Source organism: Sporosarcina obsidiansis (assembly GCF_009651005.1).
Classification (GTDB): domain Bacteria; phylum Bacillota; class Bacilli; order Bacillales_A; family Planococcaceae; genus Sporosarcina; species Sporosarcina obsidiansis.
Genome location: NZ_WHVW01000006.1, coordinates 146,997 through 163,095, shown reverse-complemented (window position 1 = coordinate 163,095; position 16,099 = coordinate 146,997). Strand labels below are relative to the sequence as shown.

Genomic DNA, 16,099 nt, shown 5'->3' with positions numbered 1-16,099 from the left:
GATACCTCCAACTAAACCAGTAACAGAATGAAATGGTTTTACATAAAGATACTAAACACCAACGAAGGCACAACTGCGAGGTCAGCGATAACAGCAACACTCATCTCACACTTCCATTAATAGAAAAATCTAATTTTCAAACCCTACTATTCTAATTTGTATTGACTATTTTTAATTCTCTGGTAAACTAAAGGAAATATAAAAAGTGAGCGAGGGGATGGAATGATCACATTTGAATCATGGAAAGACACTCCCACATTACCGGAGTTTCCAACTGATTCTGAAACAAAGGGGGCATCAGAGGTATTGCAATGGGCGTACGATCATTATGGAGAAAAGCTAGTGTACGCTTGTAGTTTCGGTATTGAAGGAATCGTATTGCTTGAATTAATTTCCCGCGTGAAGGCAGATGCCAAAATAATCTTCCTAGACACCAACTATCATTTCAAAGAAACATATGAAACAATCGAAAAAGTGAAGAAACGTTATCCACAGCTCCAGATTCATATGCAGCAACCCGCATTAACAATTGATGAACAATCAGACCAATATGGCGTGGATCTTTGGAAAACCAATCCAAATCAATGCTGTGACTTACGAAAAATTAAACCTTTAGAGCAAGCAATTGCCCCTTCGACTGCTTGGATTTCGGGATTGCGCAGAGAGCAATCGGAAACTCGGCAAGCTACTGAATATTTAAATTTGGATCAGCGCTTCAAAAAGATTAAAGTATGCCCGCTCATTCATTGGACGTGGAAAGATGTGTGGAGATTTGCCCATAAACACCAACTCGATTACAACGTACTCCATGATCAAGGGTATCCAAGCATTGGCTGTGCCAATTGCACAAAACCTGCATACAGCGAAGAAGACTTACGTTCAGGTCGCTGGACAGGAAGCGGCAAGACGGAATGTGGTCTGCATACTCCGTAAAAAATTTCGATATAAAACCTAGTATTTCTATATGACTAATTAAATAAAAGGATAGGTGTTAAAAATGACAACGATACAACCACACGGCGGCAGTTTAGTAAACTTATTCGACCCTTCTCTTTCAATTGATGGACTTAAGAAAACCATTTCTATCGATGCAACAGCAGTTAGCGATTTAGAATTAATCGCTACAGGTGCATACAGTCCGTTAACAGGATTTCTATCATCTGCTGATTATCAATCAGTTGTCAACGATATGAGATTAGCAAATGGTACCGTCTGGAGCTTACCGATCACATTACCTGTTAAGGATGGTTCTCTGTATTCACTGGGTGAAACCGTGTTATTGGAGTATGAAGGTGATATTTATGGGACGCTCACGATTACTGATATTTTTGAACCCGATCAGCAACTGGAAGCAGAGAAAGTTTACAAAACAGTGGAACGTGAACATCCAGGTGTTGCCAAACTATTGGAACGAGGGCATGTGTACCTGGGAGGCCCCATTAAACTGATCAAACGGATTGAACGAAAAGCATTTGCTGAATTTTATTTTGATCCAGCAGAAACTCGTCAGGCCTTTGCTGCGAATGGGTGGAAGCGTATTGTTGGCTTTCAGACACGTAATCCTGTTCACCGCGCGCATGAGTATATTCAGAAGACCGCGCTTGAAATTGTCGATGCTCTCTTATTAAATCCGCTCGTAGGGGAAACGAAATCCGATGACATTCCGGCTGACGTCCGCATGGAAAGCTATCAAGTATTATTGCGAGATTATTATCCGGAAGATCGTGTGAAGTTAGCTGTCTTCCCTGCTGCAATGCGTTACGCCGGTCCTCGTGAAGCCATTTTCCATGCACTCGTGAGAAAAAATTATGGCTGCACACACTTCATTGTCGGTCGCGATCATGCCGGTGTCGGCGACTACTATGGCACGTATGAAGCTCAGGAAATTTTCTCGAATTTCACTGCAGAAGAAATTGGCATTACGCTTCTGTTCTTTGAACACAGCTTTTATTGTACTGCTTGCGGCAATATGGCGACACCGAAAACTTGCCCGCATTCCAACGAACATCATGTGATTCTGTCCGGAACGAAAGTACGTGAAATGCTGAAAAATGGTGTTCTTCCTCCAGCAGAATTCAGTCGCAAAGAAGTAGTTGATGTTCTGATTAAAGGCTTACAGCAAACAGAATTGGTGAAGTGAGGAGAGAGCGGTATGTCAAAGAATATTGTATGGCATGAACAATTGGTAACAAAGAAAGAACAACGGGCAAAAAATCGTCACCACAGCGCTGTTCTTTATTTCACCGGTCTGTCGGGGTCAGGAAAGTCCACAATCGCCAATGCAGCTGCTCGTCGGTTACATGATCTTGGTGCGAATACGTATGTGTTGGATGGTGACAATGTGCGTCATGGATTGAACAGCGATCTTGGATTTTCAGATGAAGCCCGAAAAGAAAATATCCGTAGAATCGGAGAAGTCGCCAAATTATTTATTGATAGCGGTCAACTCGTTTTCACTGCATTCATCTCCCCTTTTCAAGAAGATCGAGACAGTGTAAGACGTTTAGTGGAAGAAGATGAATTTGTAGAAGTCTATATTAGCTGTCCATTGGATGCATGTGAGCAACGTGATCCTAAAGGTTTGTATGAGAAAGCACGCGCTGGCGTAATTCCGGAGTTTACTGGAATTTCGTCTCCTTATGAAGCACCTATAAAACCAGAACTAACATTGGAAACTGACAAATTTACAGTAGAAGAATGTGTCGAGCAATTAATCGGCTATTTACGTGACAAAAAATGGATTAATTAAGGAGTGATTGGAATGGGAAAAGTGTGGTTAGTCGGTGCAGGTCCAGGTGATCCTGATTTATTGACCGTCAAAGCAGTAAAAGCGATACAGCAAGCAGATGTGATTCTTTATGACAGACTGATCAACCAAGAAATCCTGCACTATGCAAAACCAGATGCAGAGTTAATTTTTGTTGGTAAGCTACCGAAGCATCATTTTGTTCAACAAGACATGATCAATTACTTATTGGTCAAACATGCAAAGCTTGGTAAGCAAGTCGTACGTCTTAAGGGCGGCGATCCATTTATCTTTGGTCGCGGCGGTGAAGAAGCAAAGTTTGCGGTAGAGCACCACATCCCATTCGAAGTGATTCCGGGTATTACATCCGGAATCGCAGCTCCTGCTTATGCAGGTATTCCTGTAACACATAGGGATTACAGCGCTTCATTTGCGATTGTGACTGGCCACCGAAAAGAAGGTGTTGAAGAAGAGGAAAAATGGCGAGCCCTGGCAAAAGGGATCGATACACTTGCTATTTACATGGGAGTCAGCAACCTTCCTTATATCCAAAAACAATTGATCAACCACGGGAAAGACCCGAATACCCCTGTTGCATTCATACATTGGGGAACGACAGACACTCAACGCACGGTTACAGCTACGCTCAGTACAATGACTGAAATCGCAAAGAAGGAAAATGTAATAAATCCTAGCATGATTGTTATCGGTGAAGTAGTCCGCTTACGCGATGAATTGCAATGGTTTGAAGAGTCACATGAAGGACGTCGTCTACACGAGGCGATGGTATGAGGGCGATCCTATATATTTGCCACGGCAGCCGCGTAAAGTCAGGACAGCAGGCTGCTTTGGCGTTCATTGAGAAAACAATAAAAACGAATGCGGCACCTATCCAGGAGGCTTGTTTCTTGGAATTAGCTGAGCCATCAATTGCACAAGGGATTGCTCGCTGTATTGAACGTGGAGCGACGGAGATTGTCGCGATACCATTCTTGTTACTGCGAGCAGGTCACGCCAATGTAGACATTCCACAAGAATTACGGGAAATCATGATGCATTATCCAGATGTCCCCCTTTATTATGGAGATCCAATTGGCGTCGATGAGCGAATGAGCGATGTATTGATCCAGCGACTTCATGAAACGTCAAAAGAGATCGCTGAAGATGCTACTATTTTGCTAATTGGACGCGGAAGCAGCGATCCAACAACAAAAGAAGACTTCGCAGAAATCAAAAAATTATTTCAAGAGAAAACAGGTTTGAGTCATGTGAGTATCGGCTTTTTGGCAGCCTGTGAACCATCCTATGAAGAGGAACTGGAAAGATTGTTGGACGAACAGCCATCCAACCTCTATATCTTGCCGTATCTCTTGTTTACAGGTATTTTAATGAAAACAATTGAGCGCAGTCTAAAGAAATTGAACACATCTACTACTATTCATCTTTGCCCAGCACTGGGTTATGATCCTGCGATTCATACGATATTGATTGAACGGGCAAATGAAGCCGCAGAAAGGAAGTGCGAACTCCATGTTTCCCATCATGCTTGAGAACTTGAGAGATTCTAAAGTGACATTGATTGGTGGAGGATCTGTCGCCTATCATAAAGTACTTAATTTGCACAGATTCGGTATCCGTCCGACTGTAGTCAGCCCTGCATTTCATCCGTCCCTCCTTACACTAGCGCGAAAAGGTGCAGTCAGACTCGTCTCTAAAGAAGCGGAGTGGGAAGATGTAGCAGACGCGTTTTTAACCTTGTTAGTAACTGATAATGAAAAGGTAAACGACGAACTGGCCCGCCAATTAAAAGAAGCTGGCAAACTAGTCGTCCATGCCTCCAATCCGTCTCTAGGAACCGCCCAGATTCCCGCTGTCATGTCACGCGGTAAATTAGTCATTAGTGTATCCACTAGTGGGGCTAGCCCTTCGCTAGCAAAGAAAATACGCACCGATATTGCCGAGCAGTATGACGAACGATATGAGGACTACTTAGATTTCCTGGCTGACGTCCGTCACTACGTAAAACAACAAATTACAGATCGTGCAGAGCGTAGAAAATGGCTAAAAGAAGCCATTGAACCAATCTACTTACATGATAATGAAGAACGTCAAACGTTTATGAATGAATTGCAGCATGCCTTTCCTAGCGAACATGAAAACATAGAGACGTTGAAAAGCAAGTAAGAGAAATTTGCTCTTACTTGCTTTTTTATTTCTATTATAAAAAGAGGAACGAGCCAAAGTAAAGTTGCACCGCGCTAAAGTGCCTCCTAACCGATCCAAAATTCTCTGGACCGCGCATTAGCCTAGCCGCACCGATCCAAACATCGCACGGAACGAACCAAACTAGCCACCCACCGAGCCATTCTCCTATCTAGAAGAAACAGCCTAAAATGAATAAATAGCTCATCCTACACAAAAAGGGCTATCTAAGAAGTCAGTTACAAATGACTTCTCAAATAGCACCTTCTATCCCAGGATCTACCCTCTTACACTGTGTGGAAGTTCGTACCATCCGTTGTCGCTGCTACAATCCCGGCACGGATAACAAAGTCACCGAAGTGCTCACCTGTTTCCCGTTCTTTTGCATAGCGATTCAGGATCGGCTGCAACTCATCCAAAATTTCCTTCTCACCAATATTTTCTCGATAGATTTTGCTCAGTCGTTCTCCAGCAAAGCCACCACCCAAGTACATATTATACTTACCTGGTCCTTTTCCAATGAAGCCAATCTCTGCTAACGCTGAGCGAGCACAGCCATTCGGGCACCCCGTCATACGTGTCACGATTTCTTCATCTCCAAGCCCTGCTTCATCTAGTAAACCTTCAATCTTCGTAATCAATGAAGGCAAGTAACGTTCCGCTTCCGCCATGGCCAAGCCGCATGTAGGCAAAGCTACACAAGCCATAGAATTGCGACGCAATGCGGACTGGGAAGTAGCAGATTCCAATTCATAGCGAGCAATGATCTCCTCTATTTCCTTTTTCTTCGGAGTCGTCACATCGCCAAGTACTAAGTTTTGGTTTGGACTGAGTCGGAAATCGCCTGTATGGATTTCTGCAATTTCACGCAATGCGGTCATTAATTGATAGCCTTCTGTATCCCGAATCCGGCCATTCTCCACAAAAAACGTGTAATTCCAATGTCCGTTTGACGCTTCCACCCAACCGTAACGATCCCCAGTATGATCAAAATGATAGGGACGAACTTCATCCAGTTCCCATCCTAATCGCTGATGAAGCTCTGTGATCAGCCAATCTAGTCCACGCGCATCAATCGTATATTTAAATCGTGCATATTTTCGTACAGAGCGATTTCCATGATCACGTTGAATCATCATCAACTGCTTCGCTACTTCAACGACTTGATCTGCTGGTGTATAGCCAATGAGGCGAGCAAGCTGCGGATACGTCTGCTCATCTCCATGTGCCATTCCCATTCCACCGCCTACCGCCACATTAAATCCAGTCAGCTTACCGTTTTCTACGATCGCAATCAACCCGATATCCTGCGAGAATACATCCACGTCATTCATTGGCGGAACCGCAATCCCGATCTTGAATTTCCTTGGCAAATAGGTGGCTCCGTAGATTGGCTCTACTTCTGTAGCTTCTGTGCTATCTACCACTTTTTCTCCATCTAGCCAGATCTCATGATAAGCGTTCGTCCGAGGCAGTAAATCTTCACTCAATCGCTTCGACCATTCGTAGACTTCCTCATGGACTGGGGATTCATTCGGATTTGGACTACACATTACATTACGGTTTACATCTCCACAAGCTGCAATCGAATCTAATAACGCGTCGTTCATCTCTTGGATATTCTTCTTCATATTCCACTTTAAAATCCCATGCATTTGAAACGCTTGGCGTGTAGTTAGTTTCAATGTACCATTCCCATATTTATGTGCCAGTTCGTCCATCACCAACCATTGTTTCGGTGTCGCAAAACCACCCGGTGTCCGGACCCGAATCATAAATTGATAGGCAGGTTCAAGCTTTTGTCGCTGTCTCTCCGTCCGTAAATCTCGATCATCCTGCAAATAGCTACCGTGAAATTTCATTAGGCGGTTATCGTCTTCTGGAATCCCCGCACTGATGGAATCCTTCATCGTTTGAATTAGATTTCCTCGTAAATAATCACTTTCAATTTTAATTTCTTCTACATCACTCGGTGGTCCGTCTTGTATATGGACAGGTCTTGTTGTTGAAGTCATTTCATCATTCTCCTTTCAGAACTGAATTCCGTTAATACACATCCCGCTGGTAACGCTTTTCCTGAATTAATTGCGTCATGAATTGCTCGGCTTCTTCCAATGACTTGCCGCCTTCTTGCTGAAGTATTTCCAACAACGTCGCATGTACATCCTTCGCCATATTTTGCTCATCTCCACAGACATAAATCACCGCTCCATCTTCAATCCATTGATAAAGCTCTTGACTTGATTCCTTCATGCGATGTTGGACATACACTTTTTCTTCGGTATCTCTAGAAAACGCCACGTCTAGGCGAGTCAATACGCCGTCTTTCACGTAGTTTTGCCATTCTGTTTGATAATAAAAATCCGTCACATAATGCTGATCTCCAAAAAACAGCCAAGACTTTCCTTCTGCGCCTGTCTCGCTTCGTTCTTCAATGAATGAACGGAAAGGTGCGATTCCTGTTCCTGGTCCAATCATAATGATCGGTGTCTCAGAATTCGATGGAAGACGGAAGTTTTCATTCTTGTGCACATAGACAGGCAGTGTATCACCAGGCTGTAGATGTTCTGCACACTGGACGGAACATACGCCTTGTCTAGTACGTCCGTGTGTCTCATAGCGCACCACACCGATAGTCAAATGGACTTCATCCGGATTGGCCTGCAAGCTGCTAGCAATGGAATAAAGTCTAGCCGGTAGTTTACGCAGGATGCTGACTAGTTGCTGCTCTGATGCTGAAACAGGTCCGAAATCAGTTAAGGCGTCAAACAAGTCACGGCCTTCAATATAGGTTCGTAATTCATCAGCCCGGTCTGAAGTTAGAAGTTGTTTCAAGCTTTCCGATTCAGAGTAATTCGACAATTTCTCTAACAATGGCTTCGTGAGGACAGTGATCTCAAAATGATTCAACAATGCTACACGCAGCGCCCGCCGTTCGCCTTTCGAATTAATTTCCACTGTCTCTTCCGCATTCCAACTACCACTACTAATAATCTTATCGACTAACTCGGAATTATTTTCAGGAAAAATCCCCAAACTATCCCCTGGCTCATAGTGCAAACCTGAACCTTCCAATGAAAGTTCCAAATGACGAGTCTCTTTATTGGAACCACGGCCATTCAAATTAATGTTTTCTAACACTTCTGCCTGAAATGGATTAGTTCGAGAATATGGAGTGGACGAAGTACTTTCAACTGCTACGCTACTAGTGGCAGTCTGCCCCCCTGTATGAATTTGCAATGCTACTTCAACTGCAGCTAACCATTGTGCGGCCGGTTCGTCATAATCTAAATCACAATCTACACGCGGAGCCAATGGAGTCGCACCTAGTTCTGTTAATCTCTGATCAAAATCCGCTCCTGTCTTACAGAAAAATTCATAGGAGCTATCTCCAAGTGCCAATACGGAATAATGAAGATGATCCAACTTTGGCGCACGACGCCCATGCAAAAATTCATAAAACGGCAACGCAGTATCAGGTGGATCACCTTCTCCATGTGTGCTGACAACCAATAACAAATGCTCAAGCTTTTTCAATGTATTCGGTTTGAAATCACTCATTGACTGGATCGTCACATCAAACGATTGTTCTTTCAACTTCGCAGCCACTTGTTCCGCAATTCCTTGCCCATTGCCTGTTTGAGAACCATAAAGAATAGTTACTTCCTTCACCACAGTCGGTGCTTCCACTGCAGGACGATCCAATACCGCTACGTCGGCCGCAATCAGTGGCGAGGTTGCTGTACTGACCGCAGTTAAATACCCGCTCAGCCAATTTTGCTGCGCTTCCGTAATATTAGGCAGCAAACGATTCAGCAATTCCACTTGTTCTTCACTAAAAGGACTGTTCGTTACTTGTAATGTCACATTCATCACCCTCGCAAACTATCATAGTATTCTCTTTTGTCATCGTTTCATCGACAGCACCCCGACTGGCTATGATGACAACTATCCTAAAAGATGATTCCATTGTATTATTATTATTCCTATTAGTCAAGTAGGTTTTTAGTATAATGAAGTTGAATTCAGACTTTTTGATTTTATAAGCGGATAGAATATGCCGACTAATGTAATAACGACTATTCAGCACTTGGAAAGCAATATTTTTACTTACGGTTAAACATCCCTTACTTAATAATAAGCCACCCGTTTTAAGGATATATATGTATTTTCTAATATTTGTTATGATCTTCAAAACTATAAGTGATACTATAAACGTAACTTCACGCGATATATTGCGTCTACTACACAAAGACCCGAAAGGAGGAGTTAAGGTGAAAAGAAAAATTAGCAAGACAGAGTACGCCTTCTTACAAAGGGAATTTGATTTTCTTCAACAAAATGGAAAATTAGATTCAGAGGAAGCTAGTGATTTACTGGCACTCTATGAGCCAAAAGGTGCGACAAATTTTGTGCGTATCTTGCTTGTATTCGGAGCTATTTTAGTGGGAATTGGTATTTTAAGTTTTATTGCGGGTAACTGGAATGGATTGTCTCCATTTTCTAAATTCGGTCTCATTATCATCGCATTTATCTTATCGTATAGTGCGGGATACAAATTGGAACCATCATATGAAAAAACTTCTCGCAGTATGTATTATATCGGTGCCGCCATCTATGGAGCTGGAATTTTTCTGATTGGTCAAAGTTTTCATTTGCAACACACCGTCTATACAGATTTCCTATTATGGGCTATCGGGATTCTTCCTCTTGCCTATTACTTAAAAGATCAACTTCTTGCCATATTCGCTTCTGCTTTTTTAATCATTTATAGTTTTACAGCTTTCGAGTTTGGAAGTGTTGGCCCGTATTGGCTACTTCTCTTCATTCCGATTTTGTTTTGGATGAATGAAAAAAGAATAGGAAAGAAAAGTTCACTTTTTGTCATGACCATCTTGCTGTCAGTAGCGTTTATCGTCAATACGTTGGAATTACTACACATTGACGAATGGCTATCTATTCTTCTGGTATTCGTTGCTGGGCTGATCCTTGCATTATTTCCTATCAAGCACTACCGCACGGAATCTTCGTGGGTTGGTTCCATCCTATTCGGCATCACGGGCATCATGCTAACATTTCCTTTTATGTGGAGAGAATTACAAGTAGAAGCAATCGCTCCTTATATTTTTACGGCTCTAATGATTATTTTATTGATTTATCTATTGAAGCAAGACAGCTTGCCTGCAATTTTGATTACTTGTGGATTGATCTACCGTTACTACACAGATATTACCTACGATTTCATGCCTAAGTCATTGTTTTTCGTCATCGGAGGAGTACTATTGATTGCGTTTGGATTTTGGTTTGAAAAGTCGAGACGGGAGACGGTGAATCGTCATGAAGAATAAACGTAATCTGTTTTTTATTGCGATCATTATTCCAATGCTCCTTCTATTATCGATGTTATGGAAACCGTTGTGGACGCTAAACGTTGGGACTCCGATTTTATTGGAAACCATTCCTGTCGATCCCCGCGATCTATTGTACGGTGATTACGTCAGTCTGCGATTTGCTGTGGAAGAAGTGAAGGAGCAGAATATTGACCCGGACCTTTTACATGAACTTTCAGATGACACCTATGGAGAATTAGCTGTTTATGCAGTGCTCCAACAAGAAGACGGGGGCAAATACGGACTCAAAACGGTCACCGCGAATAAACCTGAAGATGAGGTATTTTTAACAGGACAAATGAATCGCTATGCTGAAACCCTACCTGGACAAGAAACCATTTACTATGCCGATTTTCTTCCTGACCGCTTTTACGTTCCTGAAAATACAGGTAAACGGCTGGAGGAGCTGTCACGAGAAGGGCAACTCGTCGCTAAACTGATGATCCATGATGGATATGCCATTTTACAAGATATCATGCCGAAATAAAACAGCTGCCAATTTTGGTAGCTGTTTTTTTGCTGCGACTATATTCCAGTGTCAAAAATGCTAGCTTGCTAGGTATTTTTTCATATTGTAATTAATTTGTAACTAATTTTATGCCTAATATACTGTTCAAAACTACTATTTTTTATTATACTTTTACTAACTTAGAAAAGGAGCTGTAGCTGACCTTGAAGCCTATATCCAAATTAGCATCTAAGATTCTAATCGTAGTCCTCTTTGTCATGGCGATCGCTGCAGGAGTCACGTGGAATTATTTACAGGGAGCAGGTGGGCAAGAAATCTCTTTTGCTGAGATGGAAAAACTGATTGCTGAACAATCAGGCACCGCATTGTTGCTCAATGAATCAGCTGACGGTAAATTATCCGTTACAATAGATAATCAAACATACGTCACGATGGTCCGTCCACAAAGTACATTGGTTGATGACCTCGTTCAAAAATACAATATATCGTATCAATATCAAACATCCAATTCAGCTGGAGGATGGATGATCGGCGGGCTTGTGCTAGCTGCACTCATCACGTTGTTCATTCTTCATAAAAAAGGAAAGTTAAATATCGGACCTTCTGGGATGAAACACCAGGCATCCAAGGCGACACCCCTTCCTGATATTACCCTTGACAATATCGGTGGACTTCCACAGGAAATGAAAGATGAAATCTTGCAAACGTTAGAGATCTTCAAAAATCCGGACGCCGCGAAAGAGATGGGGATTGAATTACCTAAGGGCATTTTGCTATATGGACCTCCTGGAACAGGTAAAACGCTTCTGGCACAAGCAATGGCGAAAGAAATAGGCGCTACTTTCTATTCATCGAGCGGTGCGGCTTTCACTGAATTATTTGTCGGAGTTGGCGCTTCGCGTGTACGCACATTGTTCCAGAATGCCCGAAAGCAGAGTCCTGCTGTCATCTTTATTGATGAAGTGGATGCATTAGCAGGAAAACGCAAAGAGCATGGTGGAGAGGAATCGGAAAAAACGTTAACCGAACTGCTCGTTCAATTAGATGGCGGCACTGACAATGATGGTGTATTATTCATCGCAGCAACTAACCGAAAAGATATGCTAGATGATGCGTTCTTACGTCCAGGACGTATTGATTTCACATTTAATGTGCAATTACCTGATACGAAAGGTCGTCGAGAAATCATCGATATCCATACTAACGGGAAAACATTGGCACCCAATGTGGCTGCTTCATTGGATTCGCTTGCTGACAGCACATCCGGTTTTTCAGGTGCCGAAATTAGTGGGTTATTCGAAACAGCAAGTCGTCGTGCAATTCGGGAAGGTCGTAAATTGATTGAAAAACATGATCTAGATTTTGCGATTGATCGAACAATTCTTGGAAATACTGCACGTACATTAAATGATCAAGAAACTAAACGTCGAGTGGCCATTCACGAGTCGGGTCACGCGATCATCGCTGCATTGACGAAGCCTGGTTCTGTTAGGAAAGCGACAATTATTCCAAGGGGTCAGGCACTTGGTTATGTGGCCCCTATTCAAAAAGAGTTGCATTTATCAACAGCCAGTGAATTGCTCGATCAAGTGAGCATGATCTTAGCAGGCGGTATTGCAGAACGATTATATTTAGGTGAGCACAGTATCGGTGTAGGTGGCGACGTTGAACAAGCAAAAGATATTCTCGAACGTATGGTGAACACCGGTTTATTCCAAGAAGGGTTTTCATTGATCTTCAATAAAGCCGAAAAAGAAGAAAAAATGCAGATGCTATTTAATCAAGCTGCAGAGAAGACCGAAACGTTGATCAAAGACCATGCCTATCAATTTGAAGAGCTAGTCAATGCGCTATATAAAGAAGAAACACTTGAAGGCGAAGAGGTACAGCGAATTGTCGATTTGCCGACGCCTAAAGAAGCAGTGGTGTTTATCTGAAATCAATTAAAACAGCGATCATCGTATAGATGATCGCTGCCGCTTGTAGACAAACTAATCTGTAGGCTGTCTGTTATTTTTTTCTAGATAGATGACCAACTTACTAAAATCAAGGAAATGCGCTAGTTGATCGTAGTGGAAGGCGGCGACTCCTGCGGGAATAGCATGAGCTGAAGACCCCGCAGGAGCGTAGCGACGAGGAGGCTGAAGCCATGCCCGCGGAACGCGTCCGCCTGGAATGTAGATCAACGGTATTCTTCCCACTTACTTTTCTTTTGTCTACAGTCTGCAGCGATCATCATATAGATGATCGCTGTTTTATCTTGTTAGGGAGAACTAATTAATGAATCCGATAAATATTGGCATAATAGAAATGTAAATTGGAATTCTTTTGATCCCAATAGGATACTCTGTGTGTAAGAAAGTATTGAAAAAGGAAGAAGAGGAATTTAAGAATAAGCGAATATTCATTTATACAGTGACATTTATTTTTTCAGTTTAGTTAATTTTTTAGAATGGATTTTAAGCTTAAGTATATTATGTATGTTTATAGCAGTCTTTATTCTTTTGTCAGTGTTCTGAACCTATCCATTATATTAAAGTATGATCATTTTCCAGCAGTACTTTTCATTATGCCCCCATTTGATGAATGCAGTTTCACCAAAACTAATCAGCGCAATCGTACTCAAATCCTTGAATCTTTGTATAAAGTACAGGCAAAGTGAGTCAGACTCATTTGTTATTATAATAGTCTAGTTAGTTTCCCAGTCCATTACCTACATGTCTGAAGACTCCAAACTTTATTCCGGTTTCGTTAAAGAGGTTTTTGCAAATCGATAATGAAATCTTCATCAGGGGTCATCGTATACATACAAGTTTTTCCATACTTAAATTGTTTTGTTGAAGGCATGTAGTGTTGTAAAAAGTTTCTTAAATCCGTCTCGTCCTTATCTAATTCACCAAATTTCAGGAGAGAGTCATTTAGATTGATTGTTTCTCCTCCATCATGTCGCCCTACCTTTAATCCGGAACTATCGATGCTTGGAAAACCATAATATTGTCCTTGGGATGTCTCAAACGAAAAGGCTGGAAAATCCTTATGATTATACAAATCTTCATTGACATCAAACCAAGCAAATGTTTTTCTTACTGGATTTAAAGGAAGATTTAAACCTAACATGGAAAGGAGACTCCCTGACCATGCGCCTGCTGAAACCACTAAAGCATCAGAATAAAATGTTTGATCAGTAGTTTTAACGGTCACTCTTTTATCATAAACCGATAATTCTTCCACTTTACTATTGGTTAAAATGGTAGCACCATGTTGCTCTGCAAGTTCTCGATAGGCTTCTATGCATTCCTCACATTTCAACACTCCCGATGCTGGTTCAAAACAACCAATGTACTTTTCAGGTAAAGTGATGCCTGGCCAACGCTTATTCACTTCAATTGAATCTAAAATCTCAAGTGGCAATGAATAGGTTTTTGAACTTGAAATGATATTCTTGATAAAATCCGCTTCTTCACTCCCCACGTTTAGAACCCCTGTGGGGGAAAATAATTGTCTTCCTGATATTTTCTCTAAGTCGTTCCATAATTCTTGAGCCTTAAGTGCCAAAGGAACGTATTTTTCACCTTCGCCATACGCATGTCGAATGATTCTCGTGTCACCGTGATGACTTCCTTGGTTGTGAGGCGGGTTAAAAGAATCTATTAATAAAGTTTTTTTCCCACTCTTTGATAGAAAATAACCTGCTGCCATCCCCATCGAACCTGCTCCGATTACAATTACATCATAATGCATAATACGTTCCTCCTCGTAAATAAATCTCTCTAAAATTAAAGTACTTTGTATCGGTTCAAATCCTCTTTCTCCTAACATTCTAAAAATTGACAATTATACTAACTTGATTTAGTTTAGCATAAGTTAAATACTTTACCATCTCAATGATAAATCCCTCTTCCCTTCAGAAAAAAACACCTTTATGAGGCATCCCATTTTGTTTATCTTTTATAAAGCGTATGTTTCGAAAGACTTCCGAGGCTAAACTCGTCTAAAAAAAAGCAATGGGATCACGCTCAAACTCAAGATAATTTTGTATTCGCGGTGTCGCGATATCTTGTACAGTAACCATATACTCTCCTCCAAACTTATAATGTAAAATTCCTCTTTTGTCTCCGGTATGAATTTAATATTTCTGAGCATCGTATAGAAAAGGAGGTGGGTCAATTGGCAAAAGACGTATTATGTGAAGTTACAAACTGTCACTTTTGGGAAGCAGGCAATCAGTGTGGTGCAGAAGCAATAAAAGTAGTCACAAGAAAAGGTAAGAAGGCAAAAGACTCAGCCGAAACAGATTGTGAAACGTTCCAACCAAAAGGATGATCCAATGAGTAGCAGCCAAGCCTCCTTGCTTGGCTGTTTTTATTGCAATGCAGGACGTTTGCGCATCGATTGCCAATTAACGGCAATGACACTGAGGATCGCAATGAGCCCGCCAATTGTAGATAAGCCACTCGGTAACTCTTGTAGCCACACCCAAGCAATGAGAATTGCTACGACGGGTTCTATATAAAGAAGACTGGAAACCGCTCCTGCGTCTGCTATCGATAATGCTGTCGACCACGTCACATACGCTATCGTTGCAGGAATTACCCCCATATAAACTGTCGATAATGTCGCTTCCATTGTGGCGCCTTGGATTTCATTCAGCAAGCCTGGGGTGAAATATAGAAATGGCAATGTACCAGCCCATGTAAAGTATGCTGTCAATTCAATTGGTGTATAGCGTTTAAATAATGGCTTTTGGAATACAAAGAAAATAGATGTCGCAATGACTGCAGCTAAAATGAACCAAGCGCCTACAGAAACTTCCACTGTACCTTCTGCACTTCCAATTGTGATCAAAGCAACACCTGCCAAACCAATCGCCATGCCGATCCAGCCAAGCGGACTGATTTTTTCACTTAAAAAGATAACCGCAATAATCGATGTGAAAATTGGGACGGTGGCAATGAAGAGTCCTGCAGTACCGGCTGAAACTGTTTGTTCCCCATACGTCAAACCGAAATGATAAATACTAATACCTGTCCAGCCTAACAGTAAAATTTTCCATACATCTTGCCGCGCTGGAAGACGGATTTTCGTTCCAGGCCAAAGTGCATAAAGGATAAAGACTAGCGAAGCAACCATAAAGCGTGTTAACACTAGATGTCCTGGAGAATAGCCTCCCAACAAGCTGACCCGTATCGCCGCGAAACTCGATCCCCACGCGACAACTGTAAATAATCCTAAATACAATGCTTTTTTATTCATAAATGAACCTACCTTACTACTTACTATTTTGCGCAAATA

The 16,099-nt window shown here is 41.8% G+C and carries 14 protein-coding genes; 10 read left to right on the top strand and 4 right to left on the bottom strand.

The genetic code is table 11. The features are described 5' to 3' along the window. Positions 1–222 precede the first annotated feature (222 nt). From GD002_RS07490 to GD002_RS07465, 6 genes are all read left to right on the top strand, one after another. On the top strand, positions 223–933 hold the full coding sequence (locus tag GD002_RS07490) for a phosphoadenylyl-sulfate reductase (RefSeq protein ID WP_153731726.1): 711 nt from the start codon (positions 223–225) through the stop codon (positions 931–933). Positions 934–997: 64 nt separating this feature from the next. Then, a complete protein-coding gene (gene sat, locus GD002_RS07485) occupies positions 998–2,140 on the top strand; it encodes a sulfate adenylyltransferase (protein ID WP_153731725.1) in 1,143 nt (380 codons plus the stop codon). A gap of 12 nt (positions 2,141–2,152) precedes the next feature. Further along, positions 2,153–2,749, top strand: coding sequence for an adenylyl-sulfate kinase (cysC, locus tag GD002_RS07480; protein ID WP_153731724.1), 597 nt, complete (start codon positions 2,153–2,155; stop codon positions 2,747–2,749). Between the two features lie 12 nt (positions 2,750–2,761). Then, positions 2,762–3,538 carry a uroporphyrinogen-III C-methyltransferase gene (gene cobA, locus GD002_RS07475; protein WP_153731723.1) on the top strand — a complete coding sequence of 259 codons (777 nt, stop codon included), beginning with the start codon at positions 2,762–2,764 and terminating at the stop codon, positions 3,536–3,538. Further along, entirely contained in the window at positions 3,535–4,296 is a 762-nt protein-coding gene (locus tag GD002_RS07470; protein WP_153731722.1) for a sirohydrochlorin chelatase, read from the top strand. Before cobA ends, GD002_RS07470 begins: the two co-directional genes overlap by 4 nt. Continuing rightward, entirely contained in the window at positions 4,277–4,930 is a 654-nt protein-coding gene (locus GD002_RS07465) for a precorrin-2 dehydrogenase/sirohydrochlorin ferrochelatase family protein (RefSeq protein WP_153731721.1), read from the top strand. The genes GD002_RS07470 and GD002_RS07465 overlap by 20 nt, the downstream gene beginning before the upstream one ends. Positions 4,931–5,235: 305 nt before the next feature. On the opposite strand, the gene cysI is transcribed toward GD002_RS07465, so the two are convergent. Both cysI and GD002_RS07455 read right to left on the bottom strand, forming a co-directional pair. After that, a complete protein-coding gene (gene cysI, locus GD002_RS07460; RefSeq protein WP_153731720.1) occupies positions 5,236–6,963 on the bottom strand; it encodes an assimilatory sulfite reductase (NADPH) hemoprotein subunit in 1,728 nt (575 codons plus the stop codon). Positions 6,964–6,994: 31 nt separating this feature from the next. Beyond that, on the bottom strand, positions 6,995–8,815 hold the full coding sequence (locus GD002_RS07455) for an assimilatory sulfite reductase (NADPH) flavoprotein subunit (protein WP_194841506.1): 1,821 nt from the start codon (positions 8,813–8,815) through the stop codon (positions 6,995–6,997). 407 nt (positions 8,816–9,222) lie between these two features. Between GD002_RS07455 and GD002_RS07450 the strand changes: the two genes are divergently transcribed. The 3 genes from GD002_RS07450 to GD002_RS07440 all read left to right on the top strand — a co-directional run bounded on the left by GD002_RS07450 (position 9,223) and on the right by GD002_RS07440 (position 12,744). Then, on the top strand, positions 9,223–10,296 hold the full coding sequence (locus GD002_RS07450; RefSeq protein ID WP_194841505.1) for a DUF2157 domain-containing protein: 1,074 nt from the start codon (positions 9,223–9,225) through the stop codon (positions 10,294–10,296). After that, positions 10,286–10,825 (top strand): GDYXXLXY domain-containing protein, encoded by a 540-nt coding sequence (locus GD002_RS07445; protein ID WP_153731717.1) that lies wholly within the window; start codon positions 10,286–10,288, stop codon positions 10,823–10,825. Before GD002_RS07450 ends, GD002_RS07445 begins: the two co-directional genes overlap by 11 nt. 185 nt (positions 10,826–11,010) lie before the next feature. Then, entirely contained in the window at positions 11,011–12,744 is a 1,734-nt protein-coding gene (locus GD002_RS07440) for an AAA family ATPase (RefSeq protein WP_153731716.1), read from the top strand. Between the two features lie 814 nt (positions 12,745–13,558). On the opposite strand, the gene solA is transcribed toward GD002_RS07440, so the two are convergent. Further along, the gene (gene solA, locus GD002_RS07435) at positions 13,559–14,548 is read right to left on the bottom strand and encodes an N-methyl-L-tryptophan oxidase (protein WP_153731715.1); all 990 of its coding nucleotides are present in this window, start codon (positions 14,546–14,548) and stop codon (positions 13,559–13,561) included. Positions 14,549–14,965: 417 nt separating this feature from the next. Here solA and GD002_RS07430 point away from each other — a divergent pair, with 417 nt between their 5' ends. Further along, entirely contained in the window at positions 14,966–15,130 is a 165-nt protein-coding gene (locus GD002_RS07430; protein WP_408020082.1) for a DUF1540 domain-containing protein, read from the top strand. Positions 15,131–15,169: 39 nt separating this feature from the next. On the opposite strand, the gene GD002_RS07425 is transcribed toward GD002_RS07430, so the two are convergent. Next, positions 15,170–16,060 (bottom strand): DMT family transporter, encoded by an 891-nt coding sequence (locus tag GD002_RS07425; protein ID WP_153731713.1) that lies wholly within the window; start codon positions 16,058–16,060, stop codon positions 15,170–15,172. Positions 16,061–16,099 lie beyond the last annotated feature (39 nt).